20 protein-coding genes and 1 tRNA gene are annotated in these 20,143 nt (G+C 46.3%); 4 read left to right on the plus strand and 17 right to left on the minus strand.

What is annotated here, in order from left to right; all coding sequences use genetic code 11:
- Positions 1 to 6: 6 nt before the first annotated feature.
- The 7 genes from fabD to BHC43_RS10215 form a co-directional block, all read right to left on the minus strand.
- Positions 7 to 951: an ACP S-malonyltransferase gene (gene fabD / locus BHC43_RS10185; RefSeq protein ID WP_100157312.1), complete on the minus strand. Its 945-nt coding sequence runs from the start codon at positions 949 to 951 to the stop codon at positions 7 to 9.
- A 38-nt stretch (positions 952 to 989) separates the two neighbouring features.
- The gene (locus BHC43_RS10190; protein WP_100157313.1) at positions 990 to 1,853 is read right to left on the minus strand and encodes a hypothetical protein; all 864 of its coding nucleotides are present in this window, start codon (positions 1,851 to 1,853) and stop codon (positions 990 to 992) included.
- Between the two features lie 22 nt (positions 1,854 to 1,875).
- Complete coding sequence (locus BHC43_RS10195; protein WP_100140546.1) at positions 1,876 to 2,838, minus strand: beta-ketoacyl-ACP synthase III; 963 nt, start codon at positions 2,836 to 2,838, stop codon at positions 1,876 to 1,878.
- A 76-nt stretch (positions 2,839 to 2,914) separates the two neighbouring features.
- Positions 2,915 to 3,940: a phosphate acyltransferase PlsX gene (plsX, locus tag BHC43_RS10200; protein WP_100140468.1), complete on the minus strand. Its 1,026-nt coding sequence runs from the start codon at positions 3,938 to 3,940 to the stop codon at positions 2,915 to 2,917.
- A gap of 3 nt (positions 3,941 to 3,943) precedes the next feature.
- Positions 3,944 to 4,471, minus strand: coding sequence for a phosphoribosyltransferase (locus tag BHC43_RS10205; RefSeq protein WP_100140469.1), 528 nt, complete (start codon positions 4,469 to 4,471; stop codon positions 3,944 to 3,946).
- A gap of 163 nt (positions 4,472 to 4,634) precedes the next feature.
- Positions 4,635 to 4,814 (minus strand): 50S ribosomal protein L32, encoded by a 180-nt coding sequence (gene rpmF / locus BHC43_RS10210; protein ID WP_100140470.1) that lies wholly within the window; start codon positions 4,812 to 4,814, stop codon positions 4,635 to 4,637.
- Between the two features lie 31 nt (positions 4,815 to 4,845).
- A complete protein-coding gene (locus tag BHC43_RS10215) occupies positions 4,846 to 5,349 on the minus strand; it encodes a YceD family protein (RefSeq protein WP_100157362.1) in 504 nt (167 codons plus the stop codon).
- 51 nt (positions 5,350 to 5,400) lie between these two features.
- Between BHC43_RS10215 and BHC43_RS10220 the strand changes: the two genes are divergently transcribed.
- From BHC43_RS10220 to BHC43_RS10235, 4 genes are all read left to right on the plus strand, one after another.
- Entirely contained in the window at positions 5,401 to 5,991 is a 591-nt protein-coding gene (locus BHC43_RS10220; protein ID WP_100140471.1) for a Maf family protein, read from the plus strand.
- Positions 5,988 to 6,701 carry an SAM-dependent methyltransferase gene (locus BHC43_RS10225; protein ID WP_100140472.1) on the plus strand — a complete coding sequence of 238 codons (714 nt, stop codon included), beginning with the start codon at positions 5,988 to 5,990 and terminating at the stop codon, positions 6,699 to 6,701. Before BHC43_RS10220 ends, BHC43_RS10225 begins: the two co-directional genes overlap by 4 nt.
- Before the next feature lie 84 nt (positions 6,702 to 6,785).
- A tRNA-Pro gene (locus BHC43_RS10230) sits at positions 6,786 to 6,862 on the plus strand.
- A 331-nt stretch (positions 6,863 to 7,193) separates the two neighbouring features.
- Positions 7,194 to 8,483: a dicarboxylate/amino acid:cation symporter gene (locus BHC43_RS10235; RefSeq protein ID WP_100140473.1), complete on the plus strand. Its 1,290-nt coding sequence runs from the start codon at positions 7,194 to 7,196 to the stop codon at positions 8,481 to 8,483.
- A gap of 135 nt (positions 8,484 to 8,618) precedes the next feature.
- On the opposite strand, the gene metG is transcribed toward BHC43_RS10235, so the two are convergent.
- The 10 genes from metG to BHC43_RS10285 all read right to left on the minus strand — a co-directional run bounded on the left by metG (position 8,619) and on the right by BHC43_RS10285 (position 20,091).
- A complete protein-coding gene (gene metG / locus BHC43_RS10240) occupies positions 8,619 to 10,676 on the minus strand; it encodes a methionine--tRNA ligase (protein ID WP_100157314.1) in 2,058 nt (685 codons plus the stop codon).
- Between the two features lie 95 nt (positions 10,677 to 10,771).
- Positions 10,772 to 11,335 (minus strand): ubiquinone biosynthesis accessory factor UbiJ, encoded by a 564-nt coding sequence (locus tag BHC43_RS10245; protein ID WP_100157315.1) that lies wholly within the window; start codon positions 11,333 to 11,335, stop codon positions 10,772 to 10,774.
- Positions 11,329 to 11,934 (minus strand): LOG family protein, encoded by a 606-nt coding sequence (locus BHC43_RS10250; RefSeq protein WP_100151800.1) that lies wholly within the window; start codon positions 11,932 to 11,934, stop codon positions 11,329 to 11,331. Before BHC43_RS10250 ends, BHC43_RS10245 begins: the two co-directional genes overlap by 7 nt.
- Positions 11,935 to 11,998: 64 nt before the next feature.
- Positions 11,999 to 13,075: a prephenate dehydratase gene (gene pheA / locus BHC43_RS10255; RefSeq protein ID WP_100151801.1), complete on the minus strand. Its 1,077-nt coding sequence runs from the start codon at positions 13,073 to 13,075 to the stop codon at positions 11,999 to 12,001.
- A gap of 67 nt (positions 13,076 to 13,142) precedes the next feature.
- Positions 13,143 to 14,366: a multidrug effflux MFS transporter gene (locus tag BHC43_RS10260; protein ID WP_180297482.1), complete on the minus strand. Its 1,224-nt coding sequence runs from the start codon at positions 14,364 to 14,366 to the stop codon at positions 13,143 to 13,145.
- Positions 14,367 to 14,400: 34 nt separating this feature from the next.
- The gene (argF, locus tag BHC43_RS10265) at positions 14,401 to 15,399 is read right to left on the minus strand and encodes an ornithine carbamoyltransferase (RefSeq protein ID WP_100157316.1); all 999 of its coding nucleotides are present in this window, start codon (positions 15,397 to 15,399) and stop codon (positions 14,401 to 14,403) included.
- Between the two features lie 10 nt (positions 15,400 to 15,409).
- The gene (gene dapE / locus BHC43_RS10270; protein ID WP_373885641.1) at positions 15,410 to 16,567 is read right to left on the minus strand and encodes a succinyl-diaminopimelate desuccinylase; all 1,158 of its coding nucleotides are present in this window, start codon (positions 16,565 to 16,567) and stop codon (positions 15,410 to 15,412) included.
- A 121-nt stretch (positions 16,568 to 16,688) separates the two neighbouring features.
- Complete coding sequence (alr, locus tag BHC43_RS10275; protein ID WP_100157317.1) at positions 16,689 to 17,747, minus strand: alanine racemase; 1,059 nt, start codon at positions 17,745 to 17,747, stop codon at positions 16,689 to 16,691.
- A 30-nt stretch (positions 17,748 to 17,777) separates the two neighbouring features.
- Complete coding sequence (locus tag BHC43_RS10280; RefSeq protein WP_100157318.1) at positions 17,778 to 18,686, minus strand: hypothetical protein; 909 nt, start codon at positions 18,684 to 18,686, stop codon at positions 17,778 to 17,780.
- Between the two features lie 148 nt (positions 18,687 to 18,834).
- The gene (locus tag BHC43_RS10285; protein ID WP_100157319.1) at positions 18,835 to 20,091 is read right to left on the minus strand and encodes a D-amino acid dehydrogenase; all 1,257 of its coding nucleotides are present in this window, start codon (positions 20,089 to 20,091) and stop codon (positions 18,835 to 18,837) included.
- Positions 20,092 to 20,143 lie beyond the last annotated feature (52 nt).

Raw genomic sequence — 20,143 nt, forward strand, 5'->3', positions numbered from 1 at the left:
TTTCTTTCAGCTAGCTGCATGTGCAGCAATAAAATTTTCAATGGTCTCAACAGTCGTAAATGCAGTACAGCTGGCACTTTTATCTATACGTTTAGCCAGACCGGCCAGTACTTTACCCGGACCACATTCTGCAAATTCGGTAATACCCTCTGTGACCATTTTGCTGACGGTTTCTGTCCAGCGTACCGGTGAATACAACTGCTGCACCAATGCCTGCCTGATTGCTTCTGGCTCACTATGCACAGCCACATCCAAGTTATGTAATACTGGAATTTGTGGTGTTTTGATTTCTGTTTGTGCCAACGCGGTAGCAAGTTTAGCCGCAGCAGGTTTCATAAGACTGCAATGTGATGGTACAGAAACCGGTAATGGCAAAGCACGTTTAGCGCCAGCTGCTTTAGCCAGCTCACAAGCGCGGTTAATTGCTTCAGTGCTACCTGCAATCACTACCTGTCCGGGCGAGTTGAAGTTCACTGCTTCGACAACAGATCCGGACAGTTCGCTGTGTGCCTGCTGACATACTTGCCGTACTCCATCATCATCAAGTCCTAGTATAGCGGCCATTGCACCTTCACCGGTCGGTACAGCTTCCTGCATCAGCACGGCACGCAAACGCACCAGTTTCACAGCATCTTCAAAGGCCAGACTACTGGCTGCAACCAAAGCTGTATACTCACCCAGACTATGGCCAGCTAGCATAACAGGATTTTGGCCATGCAGCTGCTGATAAACACGCCATGTAGCGATACCTGCTGTCAGCATCAGTGGCTGGGTATTGATGGTTTCATTCAAAGCAGCAGTATCTTCGCCATTCATCAGCGTCCATAAATCCTGCTCAAGCACTGCTGAGGCTTGGTCAAATGTTTCTTTAACCACAGGCATGTCATTGAAACCGGCCATCATATTGAGACTTTGAGACCCCTGACCGGGAAAGAAAAAAGCAATACTCATTGTTTTCCTTGATATGAATAAAACTGACTTCTGATTAATTATAAATGTGGCGGTAGGTTGGCTTGCAGAGGCTGATTATGATGCAGATACATTTTAGCTCCAGCCGGTGCACCTATTGCATAAGCCAGATTGGCTTCTAGAGTCTGGGTAAACGGTCCTTTATAGATCTTATTGCCCATATGAGTGAGATTAGATTGCGCATCTATGTAGACTTTGCCGCCTAGCTGATTCCATAAACGGCAAAAACTGAAATCCTCAGACAAGTAACGTTTGGTCTGCGGATCAACCAAACAATCGTAAAAACGGTAGTGATAGCCCTGATTGGCAACTCCAAGCGAATCAGGCTGATATTGCAGCTCGGGATAAGCTTTCATCAGACGGGTAAAAACCTGACGTTTTATCACCATAAAACCTGTCGGTGCTTCTGGTAATTCAATAAACCCTTCGTCATCAACCTCTACATGCACTTCACGATTCTCATCTTCGCGAGTAATATTAATGGTATAGCGTGTATAAGCAGCATTAAACTGCTGCTGGGTCATATGCGCATCAATACCATCAGGCGGCCAAGATTCCCGCTTAAGCGGATACACACCGGCCACAATATCGCGATCAGCCAGCAGCAGGCGCTGAAACGCTTCGGTTGAAAATCCGATGTCCGTATCTATCCAGCACAGATGCGTCCATTCGGAATGAGCCATAAACTCAGCAACACAGTTATTACGGGCTCGTGTAATCAGGCTTTCACCCTGATGCATGAATACCTGAAGGGGGAAACCGGCACGACTATGTGTATCCACTAAAGCCAGTAACGACTGTACATAATTGCCGAAGTAACGGCCATCATGGCTGGGAGACATGACAACAGGATACATACTTGCTAATGCAGTTTGAGGTAGCATAATCTGACTCTGAAAAACAAGGTTAGTATTTCAGGGTAATGGCTCCCCAGGCGAATCCGCCTCCTATTCCTTCAAGCAGCAATGTCTGGCCATGGCGGATTCGTCCGCTTCTAATACCTTCATCAAGAGCCAGTGGGATAGATGCTGCTGAAGTATTACCCTGCTCTGACAGCGTAACAATTACTTTATCCATAGGCACTCCTAGATGGCGTGCTGTGGATTCGATAATACGCAGATTAGCCTGATGCGGAATAATCCAGTCTATATCAGCTGGTTGCAGATTGGATTCTTCGATCACTTCTCTAGCCACATTGGCCAGTGCCTTAACTGCGAATTTATAAACTGCCTGTCCATCCATGTAGAGATATGGCGAACCTTCTATAGAACCGGCAGCAATCTTTCCCGGTGTTTGCAGGATTTGGCTATAACTGCCGTCTGCCTGTAATTTAGTATTAATGATACCACCTTCCTGTTCGGAAGCACCAAGAATCACTGCTCCGGCACCGTCACCAAACAGAACACAAGTGCGACGGTCATTCCAGTCCAGCAGCCGGCTGAATGTTTCGGCTCCGATTACCAGTGCGCGCTTCGCCATTCCACTTCTGATATAAGCGTTGGCTGTAGCCATGGCATACATGAATCCGGCACAAACTGCCTGAACATCAAATGCCGGACAGCCAGCAATACCAAGTTTGTTTTGTACGATACAAGCTGTAGCCGGAAATGTCATATCCGGTGTGGAGGTGGCCACGATGATCAGATCAATGTCTTTTGCACTTATGGCTGCATCGGCCAACGCTGCTTTGGCTGCAGCAACGGCCAAATCACTGGTCTGTTCATTTTCTGCAGCAATATGGCGCGCTTTAATTCCTGTTCGGGTAGCAATCCATTCATCAGAAGTATCGACGATTTTGCTCAGGTCATCATTAGTCAGCCGGCGTGCAGGCAGATAACTGCCTGTACCCAGAATATGAGCATTTAGCATGGCATAGTCTTTATTTACAACAAAGGCCACATTTTAAACAAAGTCATTTAACTTGTCTGCCTTTGTCACAGAGTGATTATTCTTCCAGTGCAGCCAGCTGCTGCGCCACACCAGCCTGAATTTTGGTGATTGAATCTGCTTTAATGGCTTTGTAAGCTTCCTGCAAGGCAAAACAGAAACCAGTAGCATCGGTACCACCATGGCTTTTGATCACCACGCCACGCAGGCCCAGAAAAATAGCACCGTTAAAGCGGCGCGGGTCGAGGCGGCGCTTAAATCCTTTGAGGGTAGGTAAAGCAATCAACGCAGCCAGTTTGTTGTATATGCTCCGAGTGAATTCTTCCTTCACGACTGTACCAACAAATTTAACCGCACCTTCAATGCTTTTAAGCATGGCATTGCCGGTAAAGCCATCGACTACCAGCACATCCACCTCAGATGTAAAAATAGCGTTGCCTTCTACATTGCCAACAAAATTCAAATCGCTGCGCTGTATTAGCTGGTGCGTTTCCTTTACCGTGGCATTACCCTTGATATCTTCTGTGCCCACATTGAGCAACCCTACCCGCGGTCGAGTGTTTTCAGGCGAAAGAGCGGCTACTTGCTGGCTACCTACAATGGCAAACTGTAAAAGCTGAGCACTGCTACAATCAACGTTAGCGCCCAAATCCAGTACCAGTGTCATGTGGTTGTTGCGGCCAGGTAAAAACTTAGCTATTGCCGGCCGGTCAATACCGGCAATGGTTTTCAGTACAAAGCGCGCAGTTGCCATCAGAGCGCCAGTATTACCGGCTGACACAGCAGCCTGTGCCTGCCCTTCTTTAATCTGGTTGATGGCCACACGCATGGAAGAATCTTTTTTATTCTTAAGTGCTGAAGTTGGCTCTTCATCCATACCGACGACTTCACTGGCCGGACAGATTGTAATCCGCTCCAGTGAAGCATTGGCTTTGATCAAAGCACTTCTGATTTTGGTTTCATCTCCGACCAGAATCAGGGCTGCATCAGTCTGCTGCTGTAAAAATGTCAGCGCTCCGGGAATGGTCACATCCAATCCGAAGTCACCACCCATTGCATCTACTGCGATGGTTTTTAAGGTCATAACCTATGCCTCAGGAGTTGTCTGCGCAGCTACATTTTCATAATGCTCATCAATATCAAGGGCATCCCATGGATAGTTAATCCACCAATCATCAACCTGAATGGCACTATAAAAAGGTAAATCTGCTGGCAACACCCCTTTTTTGGGTTTGCGTTTTTCATGCAGCACGGCTACACCAAGCTGCTGAAATCCTTCATGCTGTAATTCACGAACACAGTATTCGAGCGTGGCTCGACTGTCGTCCACTTCGTCAACAATCAGCAATTTCTTGTCTTTCATTTTCTCGTCAAAGCCATTTGTCCATTGAATTTTCTGCGGACAGTCAGTTGGACGGTCATTGATATCGTAATAAGACAAGGTAACGGTATAAACAGGAATATTCAGAAAACTACGTAAGATACGTGCCGGAATGAATCCGCCGCCGCCAATAGCAATCATTGCATCGAATGATTGTCCTGATTTCTGAATTTTTTCGGCCAATTGCTTGATGGCACGATGTATGTCTTCGTAGTTATACCAGATTTTTTTCATGGGAAACTCGAGTCAATATACAGCAGGTCGCTGATGGCTGCTGGTAAAGTGGAAGTATTATTTTAGCTGGAAAATATATCCTGCTAATTATGGATACAAAAAAGCCAGTGATTGCACAAGCAATGTCTGGCTTTCATAAGCTATGAATAATCACAGATGTGAGTTATTCACCTTTGGCTTTAATTACCTTGCGTCCACGGTACATACCGTTTGGGGAAATGTGGTGACGCAGATGTACTTCGCCGGTAGCGGTGTCAGTAGACACCTGTACAGCGGTCAGTCCGTCATGGGAACGGTGCATACCACGTTTTGAAGGTGATTTTTTGTTCTGTTGTACTGCCATGTTAAAGCTCCTGGAAAATTAGGTAAATTCGTTAGTGGCCGCTTTTCAGTCCTGCCAGTTTGGCAAATGGATTGCCAGCGTCTTGATTGGTTTTGGTTGCCAGAGTGTGATCACAGTCTTCATGTCGCGGAGCTACCGGAATGGCCATTAAAATCTGGTCTTCCAGAAGCGCAGTCAGATTATATTCTGCACTCCATACCATGCCTTCGAGTGTTTCATCAGCGGCCATGGCCTCGTCCAATAGCTGTTCGCTGGCAAAGAGCACCACACGCGACTGGTCATTCAGCGTCCAGGAAACAGCCTGTAAACAGCGCTGACACACCAGTTTTAGTTCACCTTCTATACTGATATCGATAAAAGGACGCTGCCAACGGTCAATACCTCCGTTGACTTTATACTGGATAACGCCATCGCGTTGTGCTAAAAGTTCATGTGACCAGACCCGCCGATCCAGTGCTTGAAGCTGCAATTGACCGCTGAGTTGTTGCTGTTCACGAGTGAACGTCGCCGTATCAATCAAAATAGGGTCTAACATAAACGGCGGATGATATAATTTAAGCTTTATCATGTCAATGAGTTCGCACTTATGCCGAATGAGAAAAAGCTGATTCTGGCTTCTAGTTCACGTTTTCGTCAGCAGCAGCTTAGGCAGTTGCATATCCCTTTTGAAGCGGTTAAACCTGATTTTGAAGAAACACCACTTGCGGCAGAAACCGCACCACAGACTGCATTGCGTTTGGCCGGAGGTAAAGCACAGTCACTGGCTGAGCTTTATCCGGAAGCACTGATTATCGGCTGCGATCAGGTAGCTTGGTGCCGTGAACAGCAATTAGGCAAACCTCTGACCGTGGCAAAAGCACAACAGATGCTGAAATATTTAAGTGGTCAGGAAGTGATATTTTATAGTGCGCTAACTCTACTGAATGTAGCTGAAAAGCGTCAGCATCAGCATATTGATGAAACTCGCGTGCAAATGCGCGCTCTGACTGATACACAAATTAATCATTATTTAACACTTGAAGCAGATGCAGTGTACTGTGCAGGAGCTGCCAAAAGCGAAGGACTGGGAGCACTGTTGATTAAACAGATTGACACCACTGACCCAAATGCATTGATTGGTTTACCAATTTTTCGTCTGGTGGATTTTTTGCTGGCAGAAGGAATTAATGTTCTATGAGTAATCCGGTGCTTTATCTGATTCCTACACCATTGGGTACAGCAGATACGCCTTGCCTGCTGGCACATGAACGGGAATATATTGTTGATTTGACTGATTTTGTGGTTGAAGCAGAAAAAACTGCACGGGCGCATTTAAAAGCGTTTGGTGTACATACGCCGATTCGGGAGCTGAATCTGCGTACTTTAAATGAACATACTCTGGAACGCGATATTGCTGTTTTATTAGAGCCTTTACAGGCCGGGCGTAGTATGGGCTTACTTAGTGAAGCCGGCTGTCCAGCTGTGGCCGATCCGGGCGCACAATTGGTTGCACTGGCTCATCAGGCTGGTTTTACGGTCATACCGCTAGTAGGCCCTTCCAGTATTATGCTGGCACTAATGGCTTCAGGAGCAAATGGTCAGTGTTTTGCATTTAAAGGTTATCTGCCGGCTGAAAAAAATGCGCGGATTGAACGGTTGCGCGTTTTGGAAAACCGTTCACGGCAGGAAAATGAAACTCAGCTTTTTATTGAAACGCCTTACCGTAACGATGCTTTGCTTGCTGATGCTATTGCCAGCCTGCATCCTCAAACTCGTCTGTGTATTGCCGCGGATTTAACGCTGCCTACTCAAACTATTATTAGTCAGAATATTGCTAAGTGGCGCAGCATGAAAACCTTGCCAGTACTGAAAAAAAGACCCTGTTTGTTTGTGTTGTATGCGGGCTGATAGCTGATAGACATTTTTTATCAAATTATTTCTTCACTACCCTTGTCAAGGTACATATGGCTGCCTATAATGCACAACTTATTTCGGAGTGTAGCGCAGCCCGGTAGCGCACCTCGTTCGGGACGAGGGGGTCGAAGGTTCGAATCCTTTCACTCCGACCAGATTTCTAAAACCGTCTGTACCAGTGTACAGACGGTTTTTTATATACACTGCAATATATGTCATTGTACTTTTATTGTGAATAATTAATCCTTCTATCTATACTAAAGTAAATTTTATTATGCTGTATGGTAATAAATTTTTTCAAATTATTGTTTTTAAATTACTATTTATCACCCATTCTACTTGAGTAGCATATAACTGTCATTTAGTAATTAATAATGCTTTTCTGTTAAGTTATGTTGGCTTTATAATCAACAAATTATGTCTCTTATGGCTCATAATAAATTCTATACTCTGTAGTTTTTAAACACAAACCATCGAAAGATCAGTATGTTACCACTCGAAATTGAGGAAATGAATCCGCCACCGAAAAAACAGCGGTGGTATCAGGTTCTTTATGTACAGGTAATAATTGCCATTATTATTGGTATTTTACTTGGCAATTTTTTCCCCAGTGTTGGCGAAAGCATGAAGCCGTTGGGAGATGCTTTTATCAAATTAGTTAAAATGATCATCTCACCGGTTATTTTCCTTACTGTGGTAACCGGCATCGCTGAGATGACCAATATGAAAACCATGGGACGAGTGGCCGGCAAGGCCATGGTTTATTTTCTGACCTTTTCTACGCTGGCGCTGGCTATCGGTTTGATTGTGGCCAATATTGCTCAGCCAGGTCATGGTCTGAATATTGACCCGAGTTCTTTACAAAGTGCAAAAGTACATGAATATGTACAGAAATCACATGAATCCAGCCTAACTGGTTTTCTGATGGACATCATTCCAACTACGGCGATGAGTCCGCTTACTAATGGCAATATTTTGCAAACTCTGTTTATTGCCATTCTGTTTGGTATTTCACTGGCATTGATTGGTGAAAAAGCCCGTCCGCTGATTAATATCTTTCAGGATTTATCGGCTCCGGTTTTCAAAATGGTGTCTATTCTGATGCGTGCGGCTCCAATAGGTGCGTTTGGTGCCATGGCGTTTACTATCGGTAAATACGGTATTAGTTCGATTGGTAATCTGCTCTATTTGATTCTGACTTTCTATATTTCTTCGGTATTGTTTATTCTGATTGTGTTGGGTGCAGTAGCACGTTACAACGGTTTTTCGATTATCAAACTCGTGAAATACATTAAAGAAGAACTGCTGCTGGTACTGGGTACTAGCTCTTCCGAAGCAGCTTTACCTACACTGATGCAGAAAATGGAAAAAGCCGGCTGTCAGAAATCAATTGTGGGGCTGGTGGTACCAACGGGCTATTCCTTTAATCTAGATGGTACTAATATTTACATGACAATGGCTGCGCTGTTTATTGCACAGGCATGTAATATTGATCTTACTCTGGAACAGCAGGTTCTGCTGCTGCTTGTAGCCATGCTCAGCTCTAAGGGCGCAGCGGGTGTGACTGGCGCTGGCTTTATTACACTAGCTGCTACATTATCTGTTGTACCATCTGTACCGGTAGAAGGCATGGCGCTTATTCTAGGTATTGACCGCTTTATGTCTGAATGCCGCGCCCTAACTAATCTAGTAGGAAACGCCTGTGCCACGATTGTGGTGGCTCGCTGGGAAAAAAGTTTGGATTCAGAACGCCTACATGAGGTATTGAACAAATAGCTCTTTCAAAGCATCACAGCTCTTGTCAGACAATAGTAGGTAATAAGTGATGGAATAAGTATTTCGTCACTTATACTAATTCATCCAATAAAAAAAGACCCGTTAAATTAAACGGGTCTTTTTTTATAGCTTAAATCAACCGACTTTCATACCGGGTTTGGCACCACTATCCACATCCAGTAAAAACAATTTGCCATTTCCGGCGGCAGAAGTAATCATGCCTTCTGACATACCGAATTTGGCCATTTTACGAGCTGCGAAATTGGCCACCACAATAACCATGCGGCCGACCAGTTTTTCCGGCTCTGGATAGCTGGCCGCGATACCAGAAAAGATAGTGCGTTGTTCAAAACCAAGGTCTACCTGAAATTTCAGTAATTTGCTGCTACCTTCCACTTTTTCACAACTCATTACTTTGGCGACGCGCATATCAATTTTCATGAAGTCGTCAAATGAAGCGGTGGCAGCCACGGGTTCATACGAGGCTGCCGGAACTTCTGCTGTCGGCTGGATATTCTGACGATTAGCGGCAATTAGGTCATCTATCTGTTTTTGTTCAACACGCTGCATGAGATGCTGATAGGTATTAATGCTGTGGCCGGCAGGTAATACAGAAGTACTATCAGACCAGTTTAACGGAGCCACATTAAGAAAGGCTGCCGCTTCAGTGGCCAGTTGCGGTAATACAGGTGACAGATACACTGTAAGGATACGGAAAGCATTAATCAGCTCGCTACATACCTGATGTAACCGTGCTTCCTGCCCTTCTTGCCGTGCCAACTCCCATGGTTTGTTGGCATCGACATATTCATTCACCACATCAGCCAGTGCCATGATTTCACGCAGAGCGCGTGCATATTCGCGTGCTTCATAGCTGGCGGCAATGGTTTCACTCTGTGCCTGCAACTGCGGCAGTAATGAGCTGGAGCTGACGTCTGTTAATTTACCTTGAAAACGCTTGCTGATGAAACCAGCTGCGCGGGCGGCAATATTGACATATTTGCCGACTAAATCGCTGTTAACGCGGGCAATAAAATCATTCAGATTTAAATCCAGATCTTCAATTTTGCTGTTGAGTTTGGCAGCAAAATAATAACGCAGCCATTCTGGATTCAAGCGTTGTTCTAGATAAGAACGTGCAGTGATGAATGTACCACGGGATTTAGACATTTTCTGCCCGTCAACGGTAAGAAAACCATGAGCAAACACACCGGTTGGTGCGCGCAGGTTGGCATATTTCAATGTAGCCGGCCAAAATAGTGCATGGAAATAGAGAATGTCTTTGCCAATGAAATGATACATTTCGGTATCGGTATTAGGTTGGAACCATTGCTCAAAATCAACGCCAATACGATTACACAGATTTTTAAAGGAAGCCATATAGCCAATTGGGGCATCCAGCCATACATAAAAATATTTGCCCGGTGCATCCGGAATTTCAAAACCGAAATAAGGAGCATCCCGACTGATGTCCCAATCACTCAGATTGTCATCATCCAACCACTCTTTCATTTTATTCAGGGCTTCTGCCTGTAGGTGCGGTTGCATGCGGCCATCTGCCAGCTGAGTACTGCCGGCAGTCCATTGCTTCAGATAATCAGCACACTCGCCAAGTTTGAAGAAGAAGTGTTCTGACTCTTTCAGTACCGGTGTCGCACCGGAAATTGCTGAATACGGCTTAATTAGCTCAGTTGGGCTATAGGTCGTGCCGCAGACTTCGCAATTATCACCATATTGATCTTTTGCATGGCATTTTGGACATTCGCCCTTTACAAAGCGGTCTGGCAGAAAAAGATTTTTTTCTGGATCGAATAGTTGCTCAATCGTACGGCTTTCAATTTTGCCATTGGCTTTTAAGGCCAGATAGATGCTGCGTGATAAAGCTTCGTTTTCTGGAGAATGGGTGCTGTAATAGTTATCGTAGCCAATGCCGAAACCACTAAAGTCGGCCAGATGGTCTTCCCGTACTCTGGTAATCATTTCTTCTGGCGAGATGCCTTGCTTTTGTGCCGCCAACATTACCGGAGTGCCGTGAGTATCATCAGCGCAGACGTAATAACATTCGTGGCCACGTGCTTTTTGAAAACGTACCCAGATATCAGTCTGGATGTGTTCTACCATATGTCCCAGATGTATGTTGCCATTGGCGTACGGCAAAGCTGAGGTAACCAGTATTTTGCGTTGTTGTGTCATGATTTGCTGTATCGTTGAAATTCACTAAAAACTGCTGAAATTATACCAGAGCCTTTTTGCTGCAACAGTAATGACCGCTGGCGGTTAAATGGATATTATTTCGCCTGTTGTTGCAAAAGGCTGATGCGGGCTGCAAGGCGAGCAGTATCGTCGCGCAGCATTTCAACCTGTGCGGCAAACTGCTGCAACTGAACTTTGCTCACAACCACTGCATCGCTTTCCTGCGCATAGTCAGCAATCTGTGCTGCAATACTCTGACTGATGCCACGCCCCTGCTGATATAGATTTTCCAGCTCCAGCGCTGCTTTCCCGCCGATAGCATCGCCAAAGAGCCGCGCCAAATCATCACGCCAGTCATACTGTAATGCCTGTATCAACGGCAGAATGGCCATGCCCAATACACGGTCGCCAGTAATGGCAACATCACCAACTCCCGGTTGTTGGCCAATGAGCATTTTAGTCAAAGCAGTGGAAGCGATGGTAATGGTAGTTTCAGCTTCAGCGCTGTCTTCTTGCCAGAAACCCTGAGCATCGATGCGACCTTTGAGTGTCAGCATTGGTAGCACTAGTGCTACTACCCGTTGCTGGTATTGCTGCCAGCTGGCTTTCAGTTCAACATTTTGCTGAATAAGGTGATTCAGCACTGCCAAAGTCAGCATAATGTATCTCTTGTCTGCTGCGCCCATTGCGGAGTCACCCATTTCACCGCATCACGCGGCTGCCAGTGGCGTAACTGATCTAATAACGCTGCAGGTGTTGTGGCTTTACACAGTAAATCCATGTTTTCTGGCGGCATGAAACCGGCGGTAACTGTGTTTTGCAACATTTGAATCAATGGATCAAAAAAACCGGCTACATTCAGAATCCCTACTGGATGCGGATGCAGCTTGAGCTGTGCCTGTGATAAGACTTCAAATAATTCTTCATAGGTACCCAGACCACCGGGCATGGCAATGAAGGCATCAGCCAGTTCTATCATTTTGTTTTTGCGCTCTGTCATATTAGAAGTTTCATATAGTTCGCTTAGCCCTTGATGTGCGCCTTCAAGATTTTTCAAAAAGCTAGGAATTACGCCTATGGCTTCTCCGCCATGGTCGAGCACAGATGAAGCGATGGTACCCATCAGACCGATATTGCCACCTCCGTAAACGAGACGGTAGCCCTGTTGTGCCATTTCTTTGCCCAGTTGCTGGGCTGCATCGAAATAGGCTTTATTCTGTCCCAGATTGGAACCACAATAGACAACGATATTTTTCATGCTTGTTTTGTCTCCAAGTTCAGAGGCGAATATTATCTGTTAGTACCAATTATTAGCTTTACATTCATATTACTGCCTGCGGATAAGAACCGATTATTTTTAGAAATGCTGAACGCTGCTGTAAGGCTGTCAATGCGGCGGCTACATCAGCATCTTGCTGGTGACCCTCAATATCAATAAAGAACACATATTCCCATAATCCACCACGACTGGGGCGGCTTTCAAGTTTGGTCATGGATACATGATGGTCAGCAAAAGGCTGGAGCAAATCATGTACGGCACCTGCTTTGTTGGGGGCAGCTACAATCAATGAGGTTTTATCGCGCCCACTGCTGGTAGTGACATTGCGCCCAAGTACGAGAAAACGGGTTGTATTGTTGGGTTCGTCTTCGATATTCTGAGCCAGTATCCGCAACTGGTAATGGTCTGCTGCCATTAGAGAAGCAATGGCGGCAGCACTACTGTCAGCAGCAGCCAGTCGTGCTGCTTCGGCATTACTGGCAACCGCAATGCGAGCTGTTTGCTCGGGCAGATTTTTATCCAACCAGCTTCGGCACTGTGCCAGTGCCTGCGCATGCGCATAAACTTTAGTAATGTTTTCTGTGGAATCAATGATACGCAATAATTGATGATGAATGCGTAGATTAACTTCACCACAAGCTTTTAATGGTGTGGTTACCAACAAATCTAGGCTGCGCCCGACGGAACCTTCGGTCGAATTTTCAATTGGCGTGACAACATAATCGGCTTGTTGCGCCTCTACCAGACGAAATCCTTCGTCTATTGAAGTGCATGGCTGTGTCTGCGCGGCCTGACCAAAGTGTTTGATCGCTGCTTGCTGGGTAAAGGTACCCTGCGGACCAAGATAAGCAATGGTCAAAGGTCGTTCCAGCGCCAAACATTCACTCATAATGGCTCGCTGTAAACGAGCAACCGCCTGACTGGATAGTGGCCCAGGATTCTGCTCCTGTATACGGCGCAAAACAATTGCTTCGCGTTCAGGACGATAGACGATTCCTTCTCCTTTTAAAGTACCGATAGCCTGAGCGTGGCTGGCACGCTGGTTCAGTAAGCGCAAAATTTCGCTGTCTATCTGGTCTATGGCATCGCGATGTGGTTTGAGTTTATCGTTATCAGACATAATTAGTAGTGTTTTAATTGTTGTTCAGAAAAACATGAAAAAGGCAGCCTGCTGCGGCTGCCCGAAATCAACGGTGCTTTTTCTGCCACGCTGTGCGCGACAGAGCCCATAGTAAAATGGCACCGCAACTAGTAGAAATCAGCATCATGGTGGGCATCACATGAGTCGAACCATTATGCAGCAAGGTAGTCAGCCAGCCAACAGTAGCGGCGATCAAAAATTGCATGGTTCCGAGTACGGCATTGGCACTGCCACCGATTTTACGGAAATAGCTCATAAAACAAGCCTGAGTATTGGAACCAATTAAACCCTGTGAACCGATGGAAAACATAATCAGACCCAATAGCAGAAAAAAAGGTGGCCGGTTCATGCTCCACACCACGATGGTCAGCAGTAAATTACAGCCTAGTTGTAGCAGCACACCACTGAGCAGAATATTGCGTGCCGGTGTCGTACGCAGACGGTAAGCTGTGATCCGATTAAACAACATCATGGTAATCACATTGGCACCGAATGCCCATGAATACTCATGCGGACTCAGACCGTAGATATTCATGTATAAGAAAGACGATTCGGTGAGAAAAACAAACATCGCAGCAAACGCAGCAGTCTGAAAAAACATGAATCCCAATGCTTCGCGCTCATGAAAAACCATTGAAAAATTCTGTTTTATCTTATGAAATACCTGACTATCAAGCGGCTGAATATCCATTTTTACCTGCGGCATAAAGCGCCACACGCATACCAGTACAATTAGAGCATAAAGCAGCAGAAAGATAAAAATAACACGCCACCCGCCTAATGCTGCCAGCGCCGTACCCAGCATCGGTGCAGCCAGCGGAGCAGCAAGGGTAATGATGCCAATGGTGGCGAACATTTTTGCTGCTTCATTACCATGAAAAAAATCACGCACGGTTGCGCCAACAGTAACCGTGGCCATACCGCCACCAATGGCCTGAATCCAGCGCCAAAACAGCAGCTCATCTGCTGAATCAATGAATACAATGGCAATGGCTGAAAGCAGGTAAACGCTCAGGCCAATCATGGCAATGACCTTACGTCCTTTAATATCGGATATTGCTCCCCCAAATAGTTGTCCCAGTGCCACGCCAAACATAAAGCTGGCCAAACTGCGTTCAATCTGATCGATAGGCGCATGCAGAGAAGAAGCCATTTCCGGAACAGAAGACAAATAAATATCTGTAGAAAATGGCATAATGGCCACCATCACTGACAACAAAAAAGCCAAATGATGCGGATTGATTAATAACTGATTGGAGGTTGCTTTCATAACCATTCTCTCCGTTAACAGCAGGCTAAATCTTTCAGGTACTCAATAATGCCACCAGTACAGCTTTGATGGTGTGCATACGATTTTCTGCCTGCTCAAATACGATAGATGCATTACTTTCAAACACATCCTCACTCACTTCAGCACCATCCAGAGCAAACTCTTCAAAGAGCCACTGGCCTATGCCGGTATCACGATTGTGAATAGCGGGCAAACAGTGCATGAATCTAACATTGGAATTGTGACTAGCAGCCAGTAACTGTGAATCTACGCGATAAGGCTTTAGCTGCTCTATCCGTTCCCGCCACACTTCTTTGGCCTCACCCATCGATACCCAGACATCAGTGTGGATAAAATCGGTTTGATTGACTGCGGCGGCTGCGTCTTCGGTTAAAGTTATCCTCGCTCCAGTCTGCTCTGCTATGCTACGACACTGCCTGACTAAATCATCGTTTGGCCAGAAAGCACGTGGTGCGCCGATGCGTACATCCATTCCCATTTTGGCACCGGCTACCAGCAAAGAATTACCCATGTTGTAACGCGCATCACCCACATAGGTATAAGCAATCTGATTTAAAGATTTTTTACAGTTTTCCTTCATAGTCAGCAAATCAGCCAACATCTGTGTCGGATGGAATTCATTGGTTAATCCGTTAATCACTGGCACACCGGCAAATTCTGCCAGCTGCTCGACAATCTCCTGACCATAACCACGGTATTCAATCGCATCATACATGCGACCAAGAACACGTGCTGTATCACGAATGCTTTCTTTGTGACCAATCTGACTGCCGCTACTGTCCAGATAAGTTACATGTGCTCCCTGATCGTGTGCTGCCACTTCAAAGGCACAACGGGTACGGGTAGAAGTTTTCTCAAAAATCAGAGCAATGTTTTTACCGCTTAGACGGGGTTGTTCCACACCGATTTTCTTTTCGGTTTTCAGTCTCGCCGCTAGGTCGAGCAGATTCTGAATTTCAGCTGGCGTATAGTCCAGCAGTTTTAAAAAATGTTTCTGGGTCACCGTACTCATTATTTTCTCCTTATTTATGTAGGCTGGCATCAGGCCAAGCCAGCTGCTGAAGCATGTTTTCATATATTGCCGACAACTGCGCCAGCGCAGTAATATCCACGCACTCATCAATCTGATGAATGGTCGCATTAACCGGCCCTAGCTCAATGAGTTCCCGAGCTATGTCTTTAATGAAGCGGCCATCAGAAGTACCGCCCGTGGTAGACAGCTCGGCATCCACACCGCAAACAGACTTGATGGCTTTCTGCGCTACGTCGGTTAAACGACCGGCAGTCGTTAGAAAAGGCTGTCCGGACAATGTCCAGTCTAGATCATAGTGTAAATTATGCTTATCTAAGATAGTGTGTACACGCTGACGTAGATTTTCGGCACTGGATTCAGTAGAAAAACGGAAATTAAACTGCACAGTAAGCTCGCCTGGAATTACATTAGTGGCACCGGTACCGGCATTTATATTGGAAATCTGAAAACCGGTAGGAGGAAAATAGGTATTACCATTATCCCAGTGCATGGCAGTAAGTTCAGCCAGTGCTGCCGCAGCTAAATGGACAGGGTTGGCGGCCAGATGCGGATAAGCTACATGGCCCTGCCGGCCGTGCACCCGTAATGTGCCGGATAAGGAGCCGCGCCGGCCGTTTTTTATCATGTCCCCCAGTGTATATACAGCAGTAGGCTCACCAACAATGCAATAATCAATCAGTTCACCACGCTGTTTCAGGGTTTCGACCACACGTTTGGTGCCATCGTGTCCGTCACCCTCTTCATCTGAAGTAATCAGTATAGCCAAACGCAGTGGCAAATCCGGCTGTTGCAGTAGTAAGCGTTCGCAGGCAGTAACAAAAGCCGCGACACTGCCTTTCATATCAGCAGCTCCGCGGCCAAATAATTTGCCTTCACGCTCTGTCGGCGTAAATGGAGGCGAGTTCCAGCGGCTTTCATCACCGGCCGGTACCACATCGGTATGTCCGGCAAAGCATATCAGCGGCCCTTGATTGCCCCATCGCGCATAAAAATTATCGGTCTCTCCAAAACGCATGGTTTCAATGTTAAAACCAAGTGCGCTGAGCCTGCTCATCAGCAGAGGCTGGCAGCCATGATCATCTGGTGTGACAGACGGCTGTGCAATCAATGCCTTGGCCAGTTTCAGTGTTTCTATTTCCATTATCATAAACTCAATAAAAAATAACTTCAGGCAGCTTGCGCAGCTGCCTGAAAACATATTACATCTTTATAAACCAAATTTTCTGTCTTGCCAAACATTTACTTAAAAATTGACAAACCATGGCATCTTATTCATATACCATTTCCGCCCGTTTAACATTACACAGCAGCTCATAGGAAATAGTTCCGGCAGCAGCAGCCACCTCATTGACATTCACAACATCGCCCCATAATTCAACTTCGCTGCCAAGAGACTGGCGGTGGTCATCCAGCTGTACTGTCATCATATCCATAGAAACTCGCCCCAAAACACAGCTACGTGCTCCATCTATGGCCACAGGTGTACCCGTTGCCGCACGACGCGGATAACCGTCAGCATAGCCGCAAGCCACCAACCCGACGCGAGTTGAAAGTGAAGTCACAAAGCTGGCGCCATAGCCGATAGGCTCTCCCATCTGCAAAACACGCTCACCAAATACTTTACTTACCAGCCGCATCACCGGCTTAAAGCGGCTGTCAGTGCCACCCATCGGCGAAATTCCGTACAGCGCCAAACCAGCACGTCCCCAGCCGCACTGGGTTTGCGGATACGCCATAATCGCAGCAGAATTGGCCAAACTGACATCTCCAGGCAAATCGGCACACACCATCTCGAACGTGTGAATTTGTTCTGCAGTCATGGTTTTCATAGGTTCATCAGCACAGGCAAAATGAGTCATTTTCACCACTTCAGCTACCTTATCACTTTGAACCAATGCCTGATAGGCCGGTGCATAATCATGCGGAAAAAAACCAGTACGATGCATGCCCGAATCCATTTTCAGCCATACCGTTACCGGTTTTTGCCAGTTGTGCGCCAACAACGATTCCAGCTGCCATAAATTACCCACTACCGGCCACAATCGATATTGGTCAACCAGTGCATATTCTTCCTGCGCAAAAACACCTTCCAACATAACAATAGGTATTTCTATACCCGCTTTACGCAACTCTACCGCCTCGTTGATGCAAGCCACTGCAAAACCATCGGCCACATCAGCCAGCGCCTGTGCACAACGTACTGCCCCATGGCCATAGGCATTGGCCTTCACCACAGCCAGCATTCTGCCGCCGCCATGCATCTGTTTCAGAGCCAGAAAATTTTCACGCAAATGATTTAAACGAATATGCGCAACTAACGGACGCATTATTGATTCCCTGTATTGATGTCTGTCATATTATTGTTTCAGTAAAGCAATGCCGGTAAGCGGACCAAACTTTGCCAGTTTACACAAAGGCCCGCGCTGCTGTATATCATAACGCCACAGATTACCACCCAAATCCGTAATATAAATTAGCGAATGGACAAAATCCGCAGCCAGCCCGATTCCTTCCTGTAAACCGGTAGCCAGTACCTGATGGTCTCTCAGCCCGTCTGCACAGATGGCTGCACAATTCAGGCTATTTCCTCCAGCAGCATCGAGACCTCTGTCCGTCCAGTAAAGCATCTGGTTGACATGGTCTATTTCCAGATCAATAGGTTCGGGCAGATTATCCAGTACCGTCTCAATATCGCAGCGGGTCGCAGCATCAAATTCAGCTTCCGGCTGCAAACGGGCTCGCAGAATACGACCTTCTCCGCCTTTCGGCCGCCCTTTCTGTGTCCAGTAAAAATAATTATGCTGCTTATCCAATGCAATACCCACACAATGACGCGCATAATCATGCGCATCTCGCGGATACAACCCAGTTTGTACCAGTACATCCGTTTTTCCGCTTCGCAAATCATAGCGGCAGACACGCATTCCCTCACGGTCACACCAGTAAAGCTGACGCTCTTCTTCATCAAACACCAGTTGCTTGCCGGTAACAAACAAACCATGTCCAACCAGCTCATGCCGCTGCTGTCCGTCGAGCGAAACTTCAGCAATCATTCCATCGGCCTGAAAAAATTCCAAAGAATCCGGTTCTTTTATTCGACCCATACTAGAATAAAACAATCTTTGATGGTGGATATCAACAGCAATTCCATCTGGAAAATCATGCAGCTCATCAGCCAGAATCTGGTGTGCTCCCGTCTGAGGATTGAATTCGATAATCCTGCCAACAGGCGCAACTTCCAGCAACAAAATTTTATCGTCAGCCATATACAAACCTTTTCAACAGGAAAACCTACATTTCTCGGCAGAAAAATTGGCGCCTGTCAGATTAATAATATATTAACCGTAATGATAAAACTTTTTACATCCTGTGTATGCCACGGACTGTAACACCAGACCGAACTATCTGACATATCTACACATATCGAGCTAACGACAAATCACCAGTTTCAATTTCCGGCTTCACTCCGCTAATGATATCTGCCAAAACTTTTCCCGAACCCAGTCCCATCGTCCAACCCAGCGTACCGTGGCCGGTATTCAGCGTCAGATTCACAAACCGGCTGGCACCGATAATCGGCGTACTATCCGGCGTCATCGGCCGCAGGCCGCTCCAGAAAAAAGCTTCCGATGTATGGCAACTGCCAGGAAACAGATCATTCACCACTAAATCTAACACCACCTTGCGAGCCGGATTTAAATGAATACGATAACCCGATAATTCAGCCGTTCCACCAGCACGGATGCGTTCATCAAAACGTGTCACAGCCACCTTATAGGTTTCATCAATCACCGTAGAAACGGGAGCTTTATCCTTATCAATGATGGGAATTGTCAGTGAATAACCTTTTACGGGATAGACAGGCAAATTTATTCCCAGTTTACGCATCATACTGCGGCTGAAACTTCCCAAAGCACAAACATAATGATCCGCATTAAACCACTGACCATTTGCCTCTACCCCTTTAATCGAACACTTATCCTGCCGGATATCAGTAATCGCATGCCGATACAGAAATTTTACCCCCAGCGCCTCACATTTCTCAGCCAGACGGGTGGTGAATAAATGGCAGTCTCCAGTACCATCTTGAGGCAAATACAGAGCACCAGCTAACCTGCCGGCCATATGAGCCAATGCCGGTTCATACTGCGTACATTCCGTCACGCTGTTTAGTATCTGCAACGGCACACCAAAATCCTGTAAAACAGCAATATCCGAGCGCGAGTCAATCACTTCTTTTTCTGTACGGAAAATCTGCAACGTACCCTGCCGGCGTCCTTCGTACTGAATATTCTCCTCAGCTTCAAGCTGCCGCAACATTTCTCGGCTATATTCTGAAATACGAACCATACGTTCTTTATTGGTCGCATAGCTTTGCGCATTGCAATTGCGATACATCTGCCACAGCCAGCGTAGCTGAAACAGACTGCCATCAGGCCTGATTAGCAGCGGGGAATGTTCTTTAAACAACCACTTACTTATTTTGGCTGGTATACTTGGTGCAGCCCACGGCGTGGTATAGCCATAGGATAACTGGCCGGCATTAGCAAAACTGGTTTCCATTGCTGCTTGATCAGCTCGCTCCAGCACTGTTACCTCATGACCGGCCTTGGCTAAATACCAGGCAGTGCTTACCCCAACAATACCTGCCCCCATAATCAGAACTTTCATTACATTAGCTCCCTGAAAATCAAACCGGAATATCGCGGCTGTTTAATGGCAG

Origin of the sequence: Snodgrassella alvi, from assembly GCF_002777855.1 — a bacterium.
Classification (GTDB): Bacteria; Pseudomonadota; Gammaproteobacteria; order Burkholderiales; family Neisseriaceae; genus Snodgrassella; species Snodgrassella alvi_E.